Here is a 16,104-nt window from a genome sequence, read left to right as displayed (position 1 = left end):
GTGGCCGGGGGCGCTTCACCCGTGGTGGCGCCGCCACCCCTCCCACGCCGACGACACCATCTCCCGTACGTCCCGCCGGGCCTCCCAGCCCAGTTCCGTGTGGGCGCGGGACGCGGAGGCGACCGCGCGGGGGGCGTCGCCGGGGCGGCGGGGCTCGACGAGGGGTGGGCGGGTGTCGCCGGTGACCTCGGCGATCACGGTGATCAGTTCGCGGACCGAGACGCCCTCGCCCCTGCCGATGTTCAGGGTGAGGTCGCCGGTGAAGCTGTCGTCGGACAGGCGGCGGGCCGCCGCGAGGTGGGCCTCCGCGAGGTCGGCCACGTGGATGTAGTCGCGGACGCAGGTGCCGTCCGGGGTCGGATAGTCGTCGCCGAAGATCCGGGGGGCCTCGCCGCGGGTGAGGCGGTCGAAGACCATGGGGACGATGTTGAAGACGCCGGTGTCCGACAGTTCCGGGGCGGCGGCTCCGGCCACGTTGAAGTAGCGCAGGCACACCGTCGCGATGCCGTGCGCCCGGCCCGCCGCCCGCACCAGCCACTCACCGGCCAGCTTGGTCTCGCCGTAGGGGTTGACCGGCGCGCACGGGGTGTCCTCGGTGATCAGGTCCACGTCCGGGTTGCCGTACACCGCCGCCGAGGAGGAGAACAGCAGGCGCCGCACCCCGCTCTCCGCCATCGCGTCCAGGAGCGTGCCGAGGCCGCCGAGGTTCTCGCGGTAGTAGCGGGTGGGCTCCGCCACCGACTCCCCGACCTGCTTGCGCGCCGCGAGATGCACCACACCGGTCACCCCGTGCTCGGCCAGCACCCGCTTCAGCAGATCGCCGTCCAGCGTCGAGCCCTCGACCAGCGGCACCCCCTCGGGCAGCCGCTCCGGCACGGCGGCCGACAGGTCGTCGAGCACCACGACGCCCTCCCCGGCCCCGGCCAGCGCCCGCGCCACGTGTGCCCCGATGTATCCGGCTCCGCCGGTGATCAGCCACGTCATGGTCGTCCACCCTATGCCGACCCGGGCACACTCCGGCAGAGCCGGTGCCGCGGCCCCTCTGCCCCGCGATGCCCGGTTCCGCCCCCGGCGGTTTGTGGGGCGGCCCCCGCATCCCCGATGATGATCGCGGCATGGGCGAAGGCGCCGCCGCGACGGCTCCGCGAGGGCCGGGCCGTGAACGCCCGGTGAACGACGGCTCCGGCCGATCGGATAGCCTTCGCCGACATGCCGCCCAGGGTGCCGCAGGCAGGGCGCCCCCACCACGCATCACACGAGCGACCGGCGCCGACGCGCCGACCCCCAGGGAGTGAGTTCGGTTGTCGACCGCCATCGTCACCGGTCAGCCGGTACCCGGATCGTCTCTCGAGGGCGATCTGCGGTCCCTCGGCTTCGAGGTGCGTGTGGCCGCCGACGCCGCCGAGGCCCAGGCTCTGCTCGCCGCCGTGCCGTCCGGCCACCGGATCGCCCTGGTCGACGCCCGTTTCGTCGGCCACCCGCACGCGCTGCGCCTCGTGCTGACCGACCCCCGCTACCCGCTCGCCGCCGTACCCGGCGCCGTCACCGCGCAGGCCACCGCCCGACAGGCGCTCGGCCGGGCCCTGACCCGCGAGACCGCGGCGGGCGGCGGCACCGCCGTCGCCGTGGACAGCCTGCCCGACCGCCTGGTCACCGCCCTGGACGCCGACTACGGCGAGGTGCACCGCCCCGAGCTGGGCAGCCTCGTCGCCACCGTCCCCGCCGACCCCCAGGCCCGCAACGAGGCCCGGCAGGCCGTCGCCGCCGTCGACGACGAGGCCGTACGCCTGAAGTCCGCCGTGAAGTCCCGCGACGGCTTCTTCACCACCTTCTGCATCAGCCCGTACTCGCGCTACATCGCCCGTTGGTGCGCCCGCCGGGGCCTCACCCCGAACCAGGTCACCACCGCCTCGCTGATCACCGCGCTCATAGCGGCGGCCTCGGCCGCGACGGGCACCCGCGCCGGGTTCATCGCCGCAGGTGTCCTGCTGATCGCCTCCTTCGTGCTGGACTGCACCGACGGCCAGCTCGCCCGCTACTCCCTGCAGTACTCCACCCTCGGCGCCTGGCTCGACGCCACCTTCGACCGCGCCAAGGAGTACGCCTACTACGCCGGTCTCGCCCTCGGCGCGGCCCGCGGCGGCGATGACGTCTGGACCCTCGCCCTCGCCGCGATGATCCTCCAGACCTGCCGCCACGTCGTGGACTTCTCCTTCAACGAGGCCAACCACGACGCCACCGCCAACACCAGCCCCACCGCCGCCCTCTCCGGCAGGCTCGACAGCGTCGGCTGGACCGTGTGGCTGCGCCGCATGATCGTCCTGCCCATCGGCGAACGCTGGGCCATGATCGCGGTCCTCACCGCCGCGACCACGCCCCGCATCACCTTCTACGTCCTCCTGATCGGCTGCGCCTTCGCCGCGACGTACACCACGGCGGGCCGCGTCCTGCGCTCGGTGACCCGCAAGGCGCGGCGCACGGACCGGGCGGCCCAGGCGCTGGTGGACCTGGCCGACCCCGGCCCGCTCGCGGAGCGGCTGAGCCGCCTGTTCAAGCGCGGCCTGCCCGGCTACGGCGCCCCCGCCGTCGCCCTCCTCGGCACCGCCGCCGTGGTCGTCTGCTCGGCGCTGCCCGGCTACGGCAGCCCGCTTCCCGTCGTCGGCGCCGTCCTTTACGTCATCGCCTCGGCCCTCGCCGTCGCCCGCCCGCTCAAGGGCGCCCTCGACTGGCTCGTGCCGCCCTTCTTCCGCGCCGCCGAGTACGGCACGGTCCTCGCCCTCGCCGCCCGCGCCGACGTACCCGGGGCCCTCCCGGCGGCATTCGGCCTGGTGGCAGCGGTCGCCTACCATCACTACGACACGGTGTACCGCATCCGCGGCGGCGCCGGCGCGCCGCCCGCGTGGCTCGTGCGTGCCATCGGCGGTCAGGAGGGACGGGTTCTGCTCGTCGCCGTCCTGGCCGCGCTGCTGACCGCCTCCGCGTTCACCGTCGCGCTCACGGTCCTCGCCGTGGTCATCGCCTTGCTGGTGCTCGCGGAGAGCATCCGCTTCTGGGTGTCCGCAGGGGCGCCCGCCGTTCACGACGAAGGAGAAACCGCATGATCGGCCTTGTGCTGGCGGCCGGCGCCGGGCGGCGTCTGCGTCCCTACACCGACACGCTGCCCAAGGCTTTGGTGCCGGTCGGTCCGGAGGGCGACGAGGAGTCGCTGACGGTTCTGGACCTGACGCTGGGCAATTTCGCCGAGGTGGGTCTGACCGAGGTCGGGGTGATCGTCGGCTACCGCAAGGAGGCGGTGTACGCCCGTAAGGAGGCCCTGGAGGCCAAGTACGGGCTGACGATCACGCTGATCGACAACGACAGGGCCGAGGAGTGGAACAACGCCTACTCCCTGTGGTGCGGCCGTGACGCCCTCAAGGACGGCGTGATCCTGGCCAACGGCGACACGGTGCACCCGGTCTCGGTCGAGAAGACCCTCCTTGCCGCGCGTGGTGAGGGCAAGAGGATCATCCTCGCGCTGGACACGGTGAAGTCCCTGGCGGACGAGGAGATGAAGGTCGTCGTGGACCCCGAGAAGGGTGTCCGGAAGATCACGAAGCTGATGGACCCGGCCGAGGCGACGGGTGAGTACATCGGCGTCACGCTCATCGAGGGCGAGGCGGCCGAGGAGCTGGCCGACGCGCTGCGTGTGACCTTCGAGCGCGACCCGCAGCTGTACTACGAGGACGGTTACCAGGAGCTCGTCAACCGCGGCTTCAAGATCGACGTTGCCCCGATCGGCGAGGTCTCCTGGGTCGAGATCGACAACCACGACGACCTGGCCCGGGGACGGGAGATCGCGTGCCGGTACTGACGAGGCTCATTCCCTCGCCGGTCGTCGTCGACATCCGCCCGGGTGCCCTCGACGACCTGGCCTCCGTCCTCGCCGACGAGCGCATCTCGCACTCCGGCCGCCTCGCCGTCGCCGTGAGCAGCGGCTCGGGCGCCAAGCTGCGCGAGCGCGTCTCGCCCCAGCTGCCCGGCGCGACCTGGTACGAGGTCGGCGGCGGCACCCTGGACGACGCCGTACGTCTTGCCGGTGAGATCCGCGCCGGGCACTACGACGCGGTCGTCGGCCTCGGTGGCGGCAAGATCATCGACTGCGCCAAGTTCGCCGCGGCGCGGGTCGGCCTGCCGCTCGTCGCCGTACCCACGAACCTCGCGCACGACGGCCTGTGCTCGCCGGTCGCCACCCTGGACAACGACGCGGGCCGGGGCTCCTACGGTGTGCCCAACCCCATCGCCGTCCTGATCGACCTGGACGTCATCCACGACGCCCCGGCGCGCTTCGTGCGCTCCGGCATCGGCGACGCGATCTCCAACGTCTCCGCCATCGCGGACTGGGAGCTGGCCAACCGGGTCAACGGCGAGAAGATCGACGGACTCGCCGCCGCCATGGCCCGCCAGGCCGGCGAGGCCGTGCTGCGCCACCCCGGCTCCATCGGCGACAACGAGTTCCTCCAGGTCCTCGCCGAGGCGCTGGTCCTCTCCGGCATCGCCATGTCGGTCTCCGGCGACTCGCGCCCCTCCTCGGGCGCCTGCCACGAGATCAACCACGCCTTCGACCTGCTCTTCCCGCAGCGCGCCGCCAGCCACGGCGAGCAGTGCGGCTTCGGCGCCGCCTTCGCGATGTACCTGCGCGGAGCGCACGAGGAATCGGCCCACATGGCCGAGGTGCTGCGCCGGCACGAGCTGCCGGTGCGCGCCGAGGACATGGGCTTCACGGCGGACGAGTTCGTCCGCGTCGTGGAGTTCGCCCCCGAGACCAGGCCCGGCCGCTACACGATCCTCGAACACCTCGACCTCAAGCCGACTCAGATCAAGGACATCTACGCCGACTATGTCAAGGCCATCGGTAGCTGAACTCCGTCCGGTCGTCCACCCCGCCGGGGTGAAGGACCGGCGCAGCGGTGAGCACTGGGCGGGACGCCTCTACATGCGCGAGGTGTCCCTGCGCATCGACCGCTACCTGGTCAACACCAGGATCACGCCCAACCAGCTCACGTACCTGATGACCGTCTGCGGCGTGCTCGCGGCCCCGGCCCTGCTGGTGCCCGGGATCTGGGGCGCCGTCCTCGGCATCGTGGCCACGCAGCTGTATCTGCTGCTGGACTGCGTGGACGGCGAGATCGCCCGCTGGCGCAAGCAGTACTCGCTCGGCGGGGTCTACCTCGACCGGGTCGGCGCCTACCTCACCGACGCCGCCGTCCTGGTCGGCCTCGGCCTGCGCGCCGCCGACCTGTTCGGCACCGGCCGCATCGACTGGCTGTGGGCCTTCCTCGGCACGCTCGCCGCGCTCGGCGCGATCCTCATCAAGGCGGAGACCGACCTCGTCGGCGTCGCCCGGCACCAGGCCGGGATGCCCCCGGTGCAGGAGTCGGCCGCCGAGCCGCGCTCCTCCGGGATGGCGCTCGCCCGGCGTGCCGCCGCCGCGCTGAAGTTCCACCGGCTCATCCTCGGCATCGAGGCGTCGCTGCTGATCCTGGTGCTCGCGATCGTGGACCAGGTGCGCGGCGACCTGTTCTTCACCCGGCTCGGCACCGCCGTGCTGGCCGGCATCGCCCTGCTGCAGACCGTGCTGCACCTGGTGTCCATTCTCGTGTCGAGCAGGCTGAGGTGAACGGCATGACCGGGAGAGACGCCATGAAGGTCGGCGCGGTCGTCATCACGATGGGCAACCGGCCCGAGGAGCTGCGCGCCCTGCTCGACTCCGTCGCCAAGCAGGAGGGCGACCACGTCCAGGTCGTCGTCGTCGGCAACGGCTCGCCCGTGCCCGACGTCCCCGAGGGCGTGCGCACCGTCGAGCTGCCCGAGAACCTCGGCATCCCCGGCGGCCGCAACGTCGGCATCGAGGCGTTCGGACCCGGCGGCAGCGACGTCGACATCCTGCTCTTCCTCGACGACGACGGCCTGCTCGCCCGGTACGACACCGCCGAGCTGTGCCGCGAGGCGTTCGCCGCCGACCCCCGGCTCGGGATCATCAGCTTCCGCATCGCCGACCCCGAGACCGGCGAGACCCAGCGCCGTCACGTGCCCCGGCTGCGCGCCTCCGACCCGATGCGCTCCTCCCGGGTGACCACGTTCCTCGGCGGCGCCAACGCCGTACGGACCAAGGTGTTCACCGAGGTCGGCGGGCTGCCGGACGAGTTCTTCTACGCCCACGAGGAGACCGACCTCGCCTGGCGCGCGCTGAACGCGGGCTGGATGATCGACTACCGCTCCGACATGGTGCTGTTCCACCCGACCACCGCGCCCTCCCGGCACGCGGTCTACCACCGCATGGTCGCCCGCAACCGGGTCTGGCTGGCCCGCCGCAACCTCCCCGCCCCGCTGGTCCCCGTCTACCTGGGGGTCTGGCTGCTGCTCACCCTGCTCCGCCGTCCCTCGGGCCCGGCGCTGAAGGCATGGTTCGGCGGCTTCAAGGAGGGCTGGACCACGTCGTGCGGTCCCCGCCGTCCGATGAGCTGGCGTACCGTGTGGCGGCTGACCCGGCTGGGCCGGCCGCCGGTGATCTGAGAAGCTCGACGGTGCGGCCCGTGCCGCCGGGGCCCCACCCCGGCCCCGGGCCGCGGTACCGGACGACGAACGCACGACGTAGAACGTGACGAACGCACGACGTAGAACGTACGGCGTACACGACGTACTCGAAGACGAAAGTTTCCACCCGTGAGTGAGACATTCCATGACGGCGGTGTCGCGGTGAGCGCGGTCCCGTCGCCCGACGAGGGACTGACGGCGAAGCAGCTGGCCGCCAGGTACGGGCTCGCGGTGAGCGGCGCCCGGCCCTCGCTCGTCGAGTACGTCCGCCAGCTGTGGGGCCGGCGCCACTTCATCCTCGCCTTCTCCTCGGCGAAGCTGGTGGCGCAGTACAGCCAGGCCAAGCTCGGCCAGCTGTGGCAGGTGGTCACGCCGCTGCTCAACGCGGCCGTCTACTACTTCATCTTCGGCCTGATCCTCAAGGCCGGCCGGGGCATGTCCCACGACACGTACATCCCGTTCCTGGTCACGGGCGTCTTCGTGTTCACCTTCACGCAGAACTCGATCATGGCGGGCGTGCGCGCCGTCTCCGGCAACCTGGGCCTGGTGCGCGCCCTGCACTTCCCGCGCGCCTCGCTGCCCATCTCCTTCTCGCTCCAGCAGCTCCAGCAGCTGCTCTTCTCCATGATCGTCATCTTCGTGGTGGTGATCGGCTTCGGGAACTATCCGCGGCTGTCCTGGCTGCTCGTCCTCCCGGTGCTGCTGCTCCAGTTCCTCTTCAACACCGGGCTCGCGCTGATCCTGGCCCGCATGGGCGCCAAGACGCCCGACCTCGCCCAGCTGATGCCGTTCATCCTGCGCACGTGGATGTACGCCTCGGGCGTCATGTTCTCCATCAACAACATGCTCGCGGGCAAGCCGGAGTGGATCGTCCGGGTCCTGCAGGCCAACCCGGCCGCCGTCTACATGGACCTCATGCGCTTCGCGCTGATCGACGGCTACGGCGCCTCGAACCTGCCCCCGCACGTGTGGGCCCTCGCCGCCCTCTGGGCCGTGGTGCTCTTCGGCGGCGGCTTCGTCTACTTCTGGAAGGCTGAGGAGCGGTACGGCCGTGGCTGAGAACAACACCGACGAGCGCCGTCCGACCGTCATCGCGGACGAGCTGCACATCGTCTACCGGGTCAACGGGGCCAAGACCGGCAAGGGCAGCGCCACCGCCGCCCTCAGCCGCATCATCAAGCGCGGCGAGGAGCGCGGGGTGCGCAAGGTGCACGCCGTGCGCGGTGTCTCCTTCGTCGCCTACCGGGGTGAGGCCATCGGCCTGATCGGCTCCAACGGCTCCGGCAAGTCGACCCTGCTGCGGGCCATCGCGGGCCTGCTCCCGGCCGAGAGGGGCAAGGTCTACACCGACGGCCAGCCCTCCCTTCTCGGCGTCAACGCGGCCCTGATGAACGACCTGACGGGTGAGCGCAACGTCATCCTGGGCGGTCTCGCGATGGGCATGTCCCGCGAGCAGATCAAGGAGCGCTACCAGGACATCGTCGACTTCTCCGGCATCAACGAGAAGGGCGACTTCATCACCCTGCCGATGCGCACCTACTCCTCCGGCATGGCCGCGCGGCTCCGCTTCTCCATCGCCGCCGCCAAGGACCACGACGTCCTCATGATCGACGAGGCCCTGGCCACCGGCGACCGCAAGTTCCAGAAGCGCTCCGAGGAACGCATCCGCGAGCTGCGCAAGGAGGCCGGCACGGTCTTCCTCGTCAGCCACAACAACAACTCGATCCGCGACACCTGCGACCGTGTCCTGTGGCTGGAGCGCGGCGAACTCCGCATGGACGGACCCACCGAAGAGGTCCTCAAGGAGTACGAGAAGTTCACGGGCAAGTGACCCGAGCGGCCCCGGGCCCCGCCGGAACTTCTCCGGCGGGGCCCGGCGTCTGCAAAGGAAACGTCAACTCCGGCCGTGCGTAGGAATCTTGACGCCAATCGGTGTGTTGTTGTGATGCGCCGGACACCCCGGCGGACCCTGCCGCGTTGTACAACGTAAGCTGTACCGGTGCCGGAAACCGGCAAGTAGGGCGATAATGCGCGACACCCTCCGCCGGGCGACCTCCCCCGGAGGGCAGGCGGCGTGTCCGAAATAGTGTGTATCGGTTCCGCAGTGTAGAACGGGAGATGTGACGGCAATGGCTACGGAAACTCCCCAGCTCAGCGCAGCATGTGCCGTCCCCGCCCCGGGCAGCGCGCGGTGACGGGAACCGACACGGCGACGGCACTGGAACGCGCCACGCTGGACAAGGCCACGAGCGAGAACTTCCCCGTGGCCCCTTTCTTCCTGCCCCGCGCCTGGCGCGACGACCTCATGGCCGTCTACGGCTTCGCCCGCCTCGTCGACGACATCGGTGACGGCGACCTCGCCCCCGGCGGCGCCGACGCCCGCGTCCTCGGCGTCCCCGAGGCCGACGCCAAGGACCGCGTCGCCGTCCTCGACGCCTTCGAGGCCGACCTCAGGCGCGTCTTCGACGCCACCCCGCGCCACCCGCTGCTGCGCCGCCTCCAGCCCACCGTGCGCCGCCGCCGCATCAGCCCCGAGCCCTTCCTCGGCCTGATCGCCGCCAACCGCCAGGACCAGCTCGTCAAGCGCTACGAGACGTACGACGACCTGCGCGCCTACTGCGAACTCTCCGCCAACCCCGTCGGCCGCCTCGTCCTCGCCGTCACCGGCACGACGACGCCCGAGCGGGTCCGCCTGTCCGACGCGATCTGCACCGCACTGCAGATCGTCGAACACCTCCAGGACGTCGCCGAGGACCTCGGCCGCGACCGGATCTATCTGCCCGCAGAGGACATGAAGCGCTTCCACGTCCAGGAATCCGACCTCACCGCAGGGAGCGCCGGCGCGTCGGTGCGCGCGCTGGTCGCGTACGAGGCACAACGCGCCCGCGAACTGCTGAATGAAGGCGCCCCCCTCGTGGGTAGCGTCCACGGCAGGCTCAAGCTGCTGCTCGCGGGGTTCGTGGCGGGGGGAAGGGCGGCGGTCGACGCGATCGCCGCCGCCGGATTCGACGTCCTTCCCGGCCCTCCCAGACCCGGCAGGCTCCAGCTGCTGCGCGAGGTGGGCGTGACCCTGCGAGGAGAGGGGTGATCCGGGCCGTGGAGTCCTCACCGCACGTGTCCGCACCGGTACTCGCCGCCTACCGCTACTGCGAGACGGTCACCGGCCAGCAGGCCCGCAACTTCGCCTACGGCATCCGGCTGCTGCCCACGCCCAAGCGCCGCGCCATGTCCGCGCTCTACGCCTTCTCCCGGCGCGTGGACGACATCGGCGACGGCGAGCTGCCCGACGACGTGAAGGTCGCGCGCCTGGAGGAGACCAGGGCGCTGCTCACCCGCGTCCACCAGGGCGAGGTCGAGGAGGACGACACCGACCCGGTGGCCGTCGCCCTCGCCGACGCCGCCCGCGTCTTCCCGATCCCGCTCGGCGGCCTGGACGAGCTGATCGACGGCGTCCAGATGGACGTGCGCGGCCAGACCTACGAGACCTGGGACGACCTCAAGGGCTACTGCCGCTGCGTCGCCGGAGCCATCGGACGCCTCTCGCTCGGCGTCTTCGGCACCGAACCCGGCGCACGCGGTGCCGAACGCGCCCCCGAGTACGCCGACACCCTCGGCCTCGCCCTCCAGCTCACCAACATCCTCCGCGACGTCCGCGAGGACGCCGAGGGCGGCCGCACCTATCTGCCCTCCGACGACCTCGCCAAGTTCGGCTGCTCGGCCGGGTTCGCCGGACCCACCCCGCCCGAGGGCTCCGACTTCGCGGGCCTCGTCCACTTCGAGGTCCGCCGCGCCCGCGCCCTGTTCGCCGAGGGCTACCGGCTGCTGCCCATGCTCGACCGGCGCAGCGGCGCCTGCGTCGCCGCCATGGCCGGCATCTACCGCCGCCTGCTCGACCGCATCGAGCGCGACCCCGAGGCCGTGCTGCGCGGCCGCGTCTCACTGCCCGGCCGAGAGAAGGCGTACGTCGCCGTGCGCGGCCTGTCCGGGCTCGACACCCGGCACGTCACCCGCCAGAGCGTCAGGAGGCGCGCCTGATGGCCCCGGCGGACGAGCCGGGGTCCACCCGTCCGGCAAAGCGGGCAACCCCGGACTGCGGCGTGGCGTCCCTGACTGCGACGGCCGAGCGTGCACCGTTCAACCAGCACGCGCGGCACGCACGGAAGGACGCACGATGAGCGACGGCGCACGTCCCGCACAGGCGCACTCCGGCCCTCCGGCACCCGCGGACGGCACGTCCCGGCACGCCGTCGTGGTCGGCGGCGGCCTCGCCGGGACCACCGCGGCCCTCGCCCTCGCCGACGCGGGCGTCCGCGTCACCCTCCTCGAAGGCAGGCCGAGACTGGGCGGCCTCGCCTTCTCCTTCCAGCGCGGCGAACTGACCGTGGACAACGGCCAGCACGTCTACCTGCGCTGCTGCACCGCCTACCGCTGGTTCCTCGACCGCATCGAGGGCGCGGCGCTGGCACCGCTGCAGGACCGTCTCGACGTACCCGTCGTGGACGCCGGCAAGCCCGAGGGCAGGCGGCTCGGCAGGCTGCGGCGCGACCCGCTGCCCGTCCCCCTCCACCTGGGGCGCAGCCTGGCCGCCTATCCGCACCTCTCGCTCGCCGAGCGTGCCGCGGTCGGGCGGGCCGCGCTCGCGCTCAAGGGACTCGACCTCACCGATCCGGCCCTGGACGAGCGGGACTTCGGCGGCTGGCTGGCCGCGCACGGCCAGTCGGCGCGCGCCGTCGAGGCCCTGTGGGACCTGGTCGGTGTCGCCACCCTCAACGCGGTCGCGGGCGACGCCTCGCTGGGACTCGCCGCGATGGTGTTCAAGACCGGTCTGCTGTCCGACCCGGGCGCGGCCGACATCGGCTGGGCCCATGTCCCGCTGGGTGAACTGCACGACCGGCTGGCCCGCAAGGCGCTCGACTCCGCGGGCGTGCGCACCGAGGTCCGTACACGCGTCACCTCCCTCTCCCAGAACGGAAACGGCGGCTGGAGCGTTCAGGTTCCCGGCGAGACGCTCGACGCCGACGCCGTCGTCCTCGCCGTACCCCAGCGCGAGGCGCACGACCTGCTGCCGCCCGGCGCCCTCGACGACCCCGGCCGGCTGCTGCGCATCGGCACCGCCCCGATCCTCAACGTCCATGTGGTGTACGACCGCCAGGTCCTCGCCCGGCCCTTTTTCGCCGCGCTCGGCTCGCCCGTGCAGTGGGTCTTCGACCGCACCGCCGCCTCCGGGCTCGGCGACGGCCAGTATCTGGCGCTGTCCCAGTCGGCCGCCCAGGACGAGATCGACACGCCCGTCGCCGAGCTGCGCGAGCGCTATCTGCCCGAGCTGGAGCGGCTGATCCCCGGCACCCGCGCCGCCCGCGTGCGGGACTTCTTCGTGACCCGGGAGCGCACCGCCACGTTCGCTCCCGCCCCCGGCGTCGGACGGCTGCGGCCCGGCGCCCGCACCAAGGCATCCGGCCTGTACCTGGCCGGAGCGTGGACCGCCACCGGGTGGCCCGCGACCATGGAGAGTGCGGTCCGCAGCGGCGTGAGCGCGGCCGACGCCGCCCTCGGCGCCCTGGGCCGCCCCCGCCCCCGTCACCTCTTCGCTCTCGAGGAGGCGGCGTGATGCTCGATCAGGAGCACGCGGGCCGGCCCCGCACCCCCGGTACCGCAACAAGAGGAGAGACTGTGCCCACTGTGCCGCCCCCGGCCTCGACCGCCGCAGACGCGGTGGACGTGACCGCGCTGCTGGAGCGCGGCCGCACCCTGGCCACCCCGGTCCTGCGCGCGGCCGTCGACCGGCTGGCGCCGCCCATGGACACCGTCGCCGCCTACCACTTCGGCTGGATCGACGCGGCGGGCAACCCGGCCGAGGGCGACGGCGGCAAGGCCGTGCGCCCCGCCCTCGCGGTCCTCTCCGCCGAGGTCACCGGCGCCGCCCCCGAGGTCGGCGTGCCCGGCGCCGTCGCCGTCGAACTGGTCCACAACTTCTCGCTGCTGCACGACGACCTGATGGACGGCGACGAGCAGCGCCGCCACCGCGACACCGTCTGGAAGGTGCACGGCCCCGCCCAGGCCATCCTGGTCGGCGACGCCCTCTTCGCCCTCGGCAACGAACTCCTGCTGGAACTCGGCACGGTGGAGGCGGGCCGCGCCACCCGCCGCCTCACCACCGCCACCCGCGCCCTGATCGACGGCCAGGCCCAGGACATCTCCTACGAGCACCGCGACCGCGTCAGCGTCGAGGAGTGCCTGGAGATGGAGGGCAACAAGACCGGCGCCCTGCTCGCCTGCGCCTCCTCCATCGGCGCGGTCCTCGGCGGCGCCGACGACGCCACCGCCGACGCGCTGGAACGGTACGGCTACCACCTCGGCCTCGCCTTCCAGGCCGTCGACGACCTGCTCGGCATCTGGGGCGACCCGGAGTCCACCGGCAAGCAGACCTGGAGCGACCTGCGCCAGCGCAAGAAGTCCCTGCCCGTGGTCGCCGCGCTCGCCGCGGGCGGCCCCGCCTCCGAGCGCCTCGGCGAGATCCTCGCCGCCGACGCCAAGAGCAGCGACTTCGCGAACTTCTCCGAGGCCGAGTTCGCGGCCCGCGCCGCCCTCATCGAGGAGGCCGGCGGCCGCGAGTGGACGGCGGACGAGGCCCGGCGCCAGCACGCCGTCGCCGTCGAGGCCCTCCACGCCGTCGACATGCCCGACCGGGTGCGGGCCGCCTTCACGGCGCTCGCCGACTTCGTCGTCGTCAGGAAGAGATGATCACTATCGGCCGAATAGCCCTCGCGTAGTCGCCGGCCGGTGCGGCGCGATGACCGACACCGGCCGACGGCGGACCCGCAGCAGCACGACTCGTACGACTGCACGAAGGGGAAGCCATGACAGCGACGACCGACGGAAGCACCGGGGCGGCCATCCCGCCCCGTGCCGACGCGGCCAGCGACACCGACATCACCACCCCCCGGGCGGCCGGGGTACCCGAGGCCGCCGAACGCGCCGTCCGCCGTGCCACGGACCACCTGCTCGCCGGGCAGGACCCCGAGGGCTGGTGGAAGGGCGACCTGGAGACCAACGTCACCATGGACGCCGAGGACCTGCTCCTGCGTCAGTTCCTCGGCATCCGCGACGAGGCCACCACCCACGCCGCCGCCCTCCACATCCGGGGCGAGCAGCGCGCGGACGGCGCCTGGCCCACCTTCTACGGCGGCCCCGGCGAACTCTCCGCCACCATCGAGGCGTACGTCGCCCTGCGCCTGGCCGGAGACGCCCCCGACGCCCCCCATATGGCCCGCGCCTCCGCCTGGGTCCGCGAGCACGGCGGCATCGCCTCCGCCCGCGTCTTCACCCGGATCTGGCTCGCCCTGTTCGGCTGGTGGAAGTGGGAGGACCTGCCCGAACTCCCCCCGGAACTCATCTGGTTCCCCACCTGGCTGCCGCTCAACATCTACGACTTCGGCTGCTGGGCGCGGCAGACCATCGTGCCGCTCACCATCGTCTCCGCCAAGCGCCCGGTGCGCCCCGCGCCCTTCGCGCTGGACGAGCTGCACACCGACCCGGCCCACCCCAACCCGCCCAAGCCCTTCGCGCCACTGGCCAGTTGGGACGGCGCCTTCCAGCGCCTGGACCGCATGGTGCACAAGCTGCGCCGGGCCGTACCGCGCCGCCTGCGCGACGCCGCGATCGGAACCGCCGCCCGCTGGATCGTCGAACGCCAGGAGAACGACGGCTGCTGGGGCGGCATCCAGCCCCCCGCCGTGTACTCGGTCATCGCCCTGCACCTGCTCGGCTACGACCTCGAACACCCCGTCATGCGCGCTGGGTTGGAGTCTCTCGACCGCTTCGCCATCTGGCGCGAGGACGGCTCCCGCATGATCGAGGCCTGCCAGTCCCCGGTGTGGGACACCTGCCTCGCCACCATCGCGCTGGCCGACGCCGGACTCCCCGCCGACCACCCGCAGTTGGTCAAGGCCGTCGACTGGATGCTCGGCGAGGAGATCCGCCGCCCCGGCGACTGGACCGTCAAACGCCCCCAACTGCCGCCCGGCGGCTGGGCGTTCGAGTTCCACAACGACAACTACCCCGACATCGACGACACCGCGGAGGTCGTCCTCGCCCTGCGCCGGGTCCGCCACCCCCAACCCGCCCGCGTGGACGGGGCGATCGGCCGCGCCGTGCGCTGGAACCTCGGCATGCAGTCGAAGAACGGCGCCTGGGGCGCCTTCGACGTCGACAACACCAGCCCGTTCCCCAACCGGCTGCCCTTCTGCGACTTCGGCGAGGTCATCGACCCGCCCTCCGCCGACGTCACCGCCCACGTCGTCGAGATGCTCGCCGCCGAGGGACTCGCCCACGACCCGCGCACCCGGCGCGGCATCGACTGGCTCCTCGCCGAACAGGAGGCGGACGGCTCGTGGTTCGGCCGCTGGGGCGTCAACTACGTCTACGGCACCGGCTCCGTCGTCCCCGCCCTCACCGCCGCCGGACTCCCCGCCGCGCACCCGGCGATCCGCCGCGCCGTCGCCTGGCTGGAACGCGTCCAGAACGACGACGGAGGCTGGGGCGAGGACCTGCGCTCCTACAAGCACGTCACGGAATGGAGCGGCCGCGGCACCTCCACCGCCTCCCAGACCGCCTGGGCCCTCATGGCCCTCCTCGCGGCCGGGGAGAAGGACGCCAAGGCCGTCGAACGCGGCGTCCGCTGGCTCGCCGAGACCCAGCGCGAGGACGGCTCCTGGGACGAGCCCCACTTCACCGGCACCGGCTTCCCCTGGGACTTCTCCATCAACTACCACCTCTACCGGCAGGTGTTCCCGCTCACCGCACTCGGCCGCTATCTCCACGGCGACCCCTTCGACAAGGCACCCCTCGCCACCGCAGGAGGCAGGCACGCCGGAGCCGAGGGCCGCTGAATGAGCACCCGGCCCGCCCCGGCACCGCTGCTGATCGCCTGCGCGCTCGGCATCGAACGCCTCGCCCTGCGCACCGGCGAACGCGGCGGCGGCGACAGCCGGCCCACCGTCGTCCGCACGGGCATGGGCCCGCGCGCGGCGGAACGGGCCGTCGGCCGGATGCTGGCCACACCCGGCCTCGCCGACGCCGCCGTACTGGCCACCGGCTTCTGCGCCGGGCTCGCGCCCGGCATGCACCCCGGCGACCTCGTGGTCGCCGAGGAGACCCGAGACCCGCGCGGCACCGTGCCGTGCGTACACACCGATCTGCTCGTCAAGGAGCTGACCCGGGCCCTGCCCGGCCGTACCGTCCACACCGGTCCCCTGACCGGCTCGGACCACGTGGTGCGCGGCCCGGAGCGCGCCGACCTCCTGGCCACCGGCGCCATCGCCGTGGACATGGAGTCGGCCGCCACCCTGCTCACCGCCGTCCGCGCGGGCAGCCGCCCGGTTGCGGCCGTACGGGTGGTCGTGGACGCTCCTGAACATGAACTCGTCCGCATCGGAACGGTACGCGGTGGAATATCGGCCTTCCGCGTGCTGCGTTCCGTACTTCCCGCGTTTTTCGAATGGCACCGTTCCTTGCCGCTCCCCCGGAGGTGAG

15 protein-coding genes are annotated in these 16,104 nt (G+C 72.5%); 14 read left to right on the top strand and 1 reads right to left on the bottom strand.

Going from position 1 to position 16,104, the window contains the following annotated elements:
* Window positions 1-15: 15 nt before the first annotated feature.
* A complete protein-coding gene (galE, locus tag AB0E91_RS01655) occupies window positions 16-984 on the bottom strand; it encodes a UDP-glucose 4-epimerase GalE (RefSeq protein ID WP_361773510.1) in 969 nt (322 codons plus the stop codon).
* 317 nt (window positions 985-1,301) lie between these two features.
* On the opposite strand from galE, the gene AB0E91_RS01650 reads away from it, so the two are divergent.
* The 14 genes from AB0E91_RS01650 (at window position 1,302) to AB0E91_RS01585 (ending at window position 16,103) form a co-directional block, all read left to right on the top strand.
* Window positions 1,302-3,101 (top strand): DUF5941 domain-containing protein, encoded by a 1,800-nt coding sequence (locus AB0E91_RS01650; protein ID WP_361773507.1) that lies wholly within the window; start codon window positions 1,302-1,304, stop codon window positions 3,099-3,101.
* Entirely contained in the window at window positions 3,098-3,850 is a 753-nt protein-coding gene (locus AB0E91_RS01645; RefSeq protein ID WP_361773504.1) for a phosphocholine cytidylyltransferase family protein, read from the top strand. Before AB0E91_RS01650 ends, AB0E91_RS01645 begins: the two co-directional genes overlap by 4 nt.
* Window positions 3,838-4,899 (top strand): iron-containing alcohol dehydrogenase family protein, encoded by a 1,062-nt coding sequence (locus AB0E91_RS01640; protein WP_361773501.1) that lies wholly within the window; start codon window positions 3,838-3,840, stop codon window positions 4,897-4,899. Before AB0E91_RS01645 ends, AB0E91_RS01640 begins: the two co-directional genes overlap by 13 nt.
* Window positions 4,877-5,656: a CDP-alcohol phosphatidyltransferase family protein gene (locus AB0E91_RS01635; protein ID WP_361773498.1), complete on the top strand. Its 780-nt coding sequence runs from the start codon at window positions 4,877-4,879 to the stop codon at window positions 5,654-5,656. Before AB0E91_RS01640 ends, AB0E91_RS01635 begins: the two co-directional genes overlap by 23 nt.
* Window positions 5,657-5,679: 23 nt before the next feature.
* A complete protein-coding gene (locus AB0E91_RS01630) occupies window positions 5,680-6,552 on the top strand; it encodes a glycosyltransferase (protein WP_361775100.1) in 873 nt (290 codons plus the stop codon).
* A gap of 150 nt (window positions 6,553-6,702) precedes the next feature.
* Complete coding sequence (locus tag AB0E91_RS01625) at window positions 6,703-7,632, top strand: ABC transporter permease (protein ID WP_361773495.1); 930 nt, start codon at window positions 6,703-6,705, stop codon at window positions 7,630-7,632.
* Window positions 7,625-8,404, top strand: coding sequence for an ABC transporter ATP-binding protein (locus AB0E91_RS01620; protein WP_361773492.1), 780 nt, complete (start codon window positions 7,625-7,627; stop codon window positions 8,402-8,404). Before AB0E91_RS01625 ends, AB0E91_RS01620 begins: the two co-directional genes overlap by 8 nt.
* 330 nt (window positions 8,405-8,734) lie before the next feature.
* Window positions 8,735-9,661, top strand: a complete 927-nt coding sequence (gene hpnC / locus AB0E91_RS01615; protein ID WP_361773489.1) for a squalene synthase HpnC — start codon at window positions 8,735-8,737, stop codon at window positions 9,659-9,661.
* Window positions 9,658-10,608 carry a presqualene diphosphate synthase HpnD gene (gene hpnD / locus AB0E91_RS01610; RefSeq protein ID WP_361773486.1) on the top strand — a complete coding sequence of 317 codons (951 nt, stop codon included), beginning with the start codon at window positions 9,658-9,660 and terminating at the stop codon, window positions 10,606-10,608. Before hpnC ends, hpnD begins: the two co-directional genes overlap by 4 nt.
* Window positions 10,608-10,748: a DUF6380 family protein gene (locus tag AB0E91_RS01605; protein WP_361773483.1), complete on the top strand. Its 141-nt coding sequence runs from the start codon at window positions 10,608-10,610 to the stop codon at window positions 10,746-10,748. The genes hpnD and AB0E91_RS01605 overlap by 1 nt, the downstream gene beginning before the upstream one ends.
* Complete coding sequence (gene hpnE / locus AB0E91_RS01600) at window positions 10,745-12,181, top strand: hydroxysqualene dehydroxylase HpnE (protein ID WP_361773480.1); 1,437 nt, start codon at window positions 10,745-10,747, stop codon at window positions 12,179-12,181. The genes AB0E91_RS01605 and hpnE overlap by 4 nt, the downstream gene beginning before the upstream one ends.
* Complete coding sequence (locus AB0E91_RS01595; protein WP_161182654.1) at window positions 12,181-13,314, top strand: polyprenyl synthetase family protein; 1,134 nt, start codon at window positions 12,181-12,183, stop codon at window positions 13,312-13,314. Before hpnE ends, AB0E91_RS01595 begins: the two co-directional genes overlap by 1 nt.
* A 116-nt stretch (window positions 13,315-13,430) precedes the next feature.
* Window positions 13,431-15,461 carry a squalene--hopene cyclase gene (gene shc, locus AB0E91_RS01590; protein WP_361773477.1) on the top strand — a complete coding sequence of 677 codons (2,031 nt, stop codon included), beginning with the start codon at window positions 13,431-13,433 and terminating at the stop codon, window positions 15,459-15,461.
* Complete coding sequence (locus tag AB0E91_RS01585) at window positions 15,462-16,103, top strand: 1-hydroxy-2-methyl-2-butenyl 4-diphosphate reductase (RefSeq protein ID WP_361773474.1); 642 nt, start codon at window positions 15,462-15,464, stop codon at window positions 16,101-16,103.
* Window position 16,104 lies beyond the last annotated feature (1 nt).

This window comes from Streptomyces sp. NPDC026659, from assembly GCF_040638245.1.
In the GTDB taxonomy this organism is placed as follows: Bacteria; Actinomycetota; Actinomycetes; order Streptomycetales; family Streptomycetaceae; genus Streptomyces.
The sequence above is the reverse complement of the archived record's forward strand: the minus strand, read 5'-3'. Positions and strand labels throughout refer to the sequence as shown.

What these genes read in the sequence shown, in the direction of transcription:
- AB0E91_RS01645 (WP_361773504.1), top strand. Translation starts at nt 3,098, where the DNA reads ATGATCGGCCTTGTGCTGGCGGCCGGCGCCGGGCGGCGTCTGCGTCCC.
- AB0E91_RS01585 (WP_361773474.1), top strand. Translation starts at nt 15,462, where the DNA reads ATGAGCACCCGGCCCGCCCCGGCACCGCTGCTGATCGCCTGCGCGCTC.
- AB0E91_RS01595 (WP_161182654.1), top strand. Translation starts at nt 12,181, where the DNA reads ATGCTCGATCAGGAGCACGCGGGCCGGCCCCGCACCCCCGGTACCGCA.
- shc (WP_361773477.1), top strand. Translation starts at nt 13,431, where the DNA reads ATGACAGCGACGACCGACGGAAGCACCGGGGCGGCCATCCCGCCCCGT.
- AB0E91_RS01635 (WP_361773498.1), top strand. Translation starts at nt 4,877, where the DNA reads ATGTCAAGGCCATCGGTAGCTGAACTCCGTCCGGTCGTCCACCCCGCC.
- hpnE (WP_361773480.1), top strand. Translation starts at nt 10,745, where the DNA reads ATGAGCGACGGCGCACGTCCCGCACAGGCGCACTCCGGCCCTCCGGCA.
- AB0E91_RS01605 (WP_361773483.1), top strand. Translation starts at nt 10,608, where the DNA reads ATGGCCCCGGCGGACGAGCCGGGGTCCACCCGTCCGGCAAAGCGGGCA.
- galE (WP_361773510.1), bottom strand. Translation starts at nt 984, where the DNA reads ATGACGTGGCTGATCACCGGCGGAGCCGGATACATCGGGGCACACGTG.
- AB0E91_RS01630 (WP_361775100.1), top strand. Translation starts at nt 5,680, where the DNA reads ATGAAGGTCGGCGCGGTCGTCATCACGATGGGCAACCGGCCCGAGGAG.
- hpnC (WP_361773489.1), top strand. Translation starts at nt 8,735, where the DNA reads ATGTGCCGTCCCCGCCCCGGGCAGCGCGCGGTGACGGGAACCGACACG.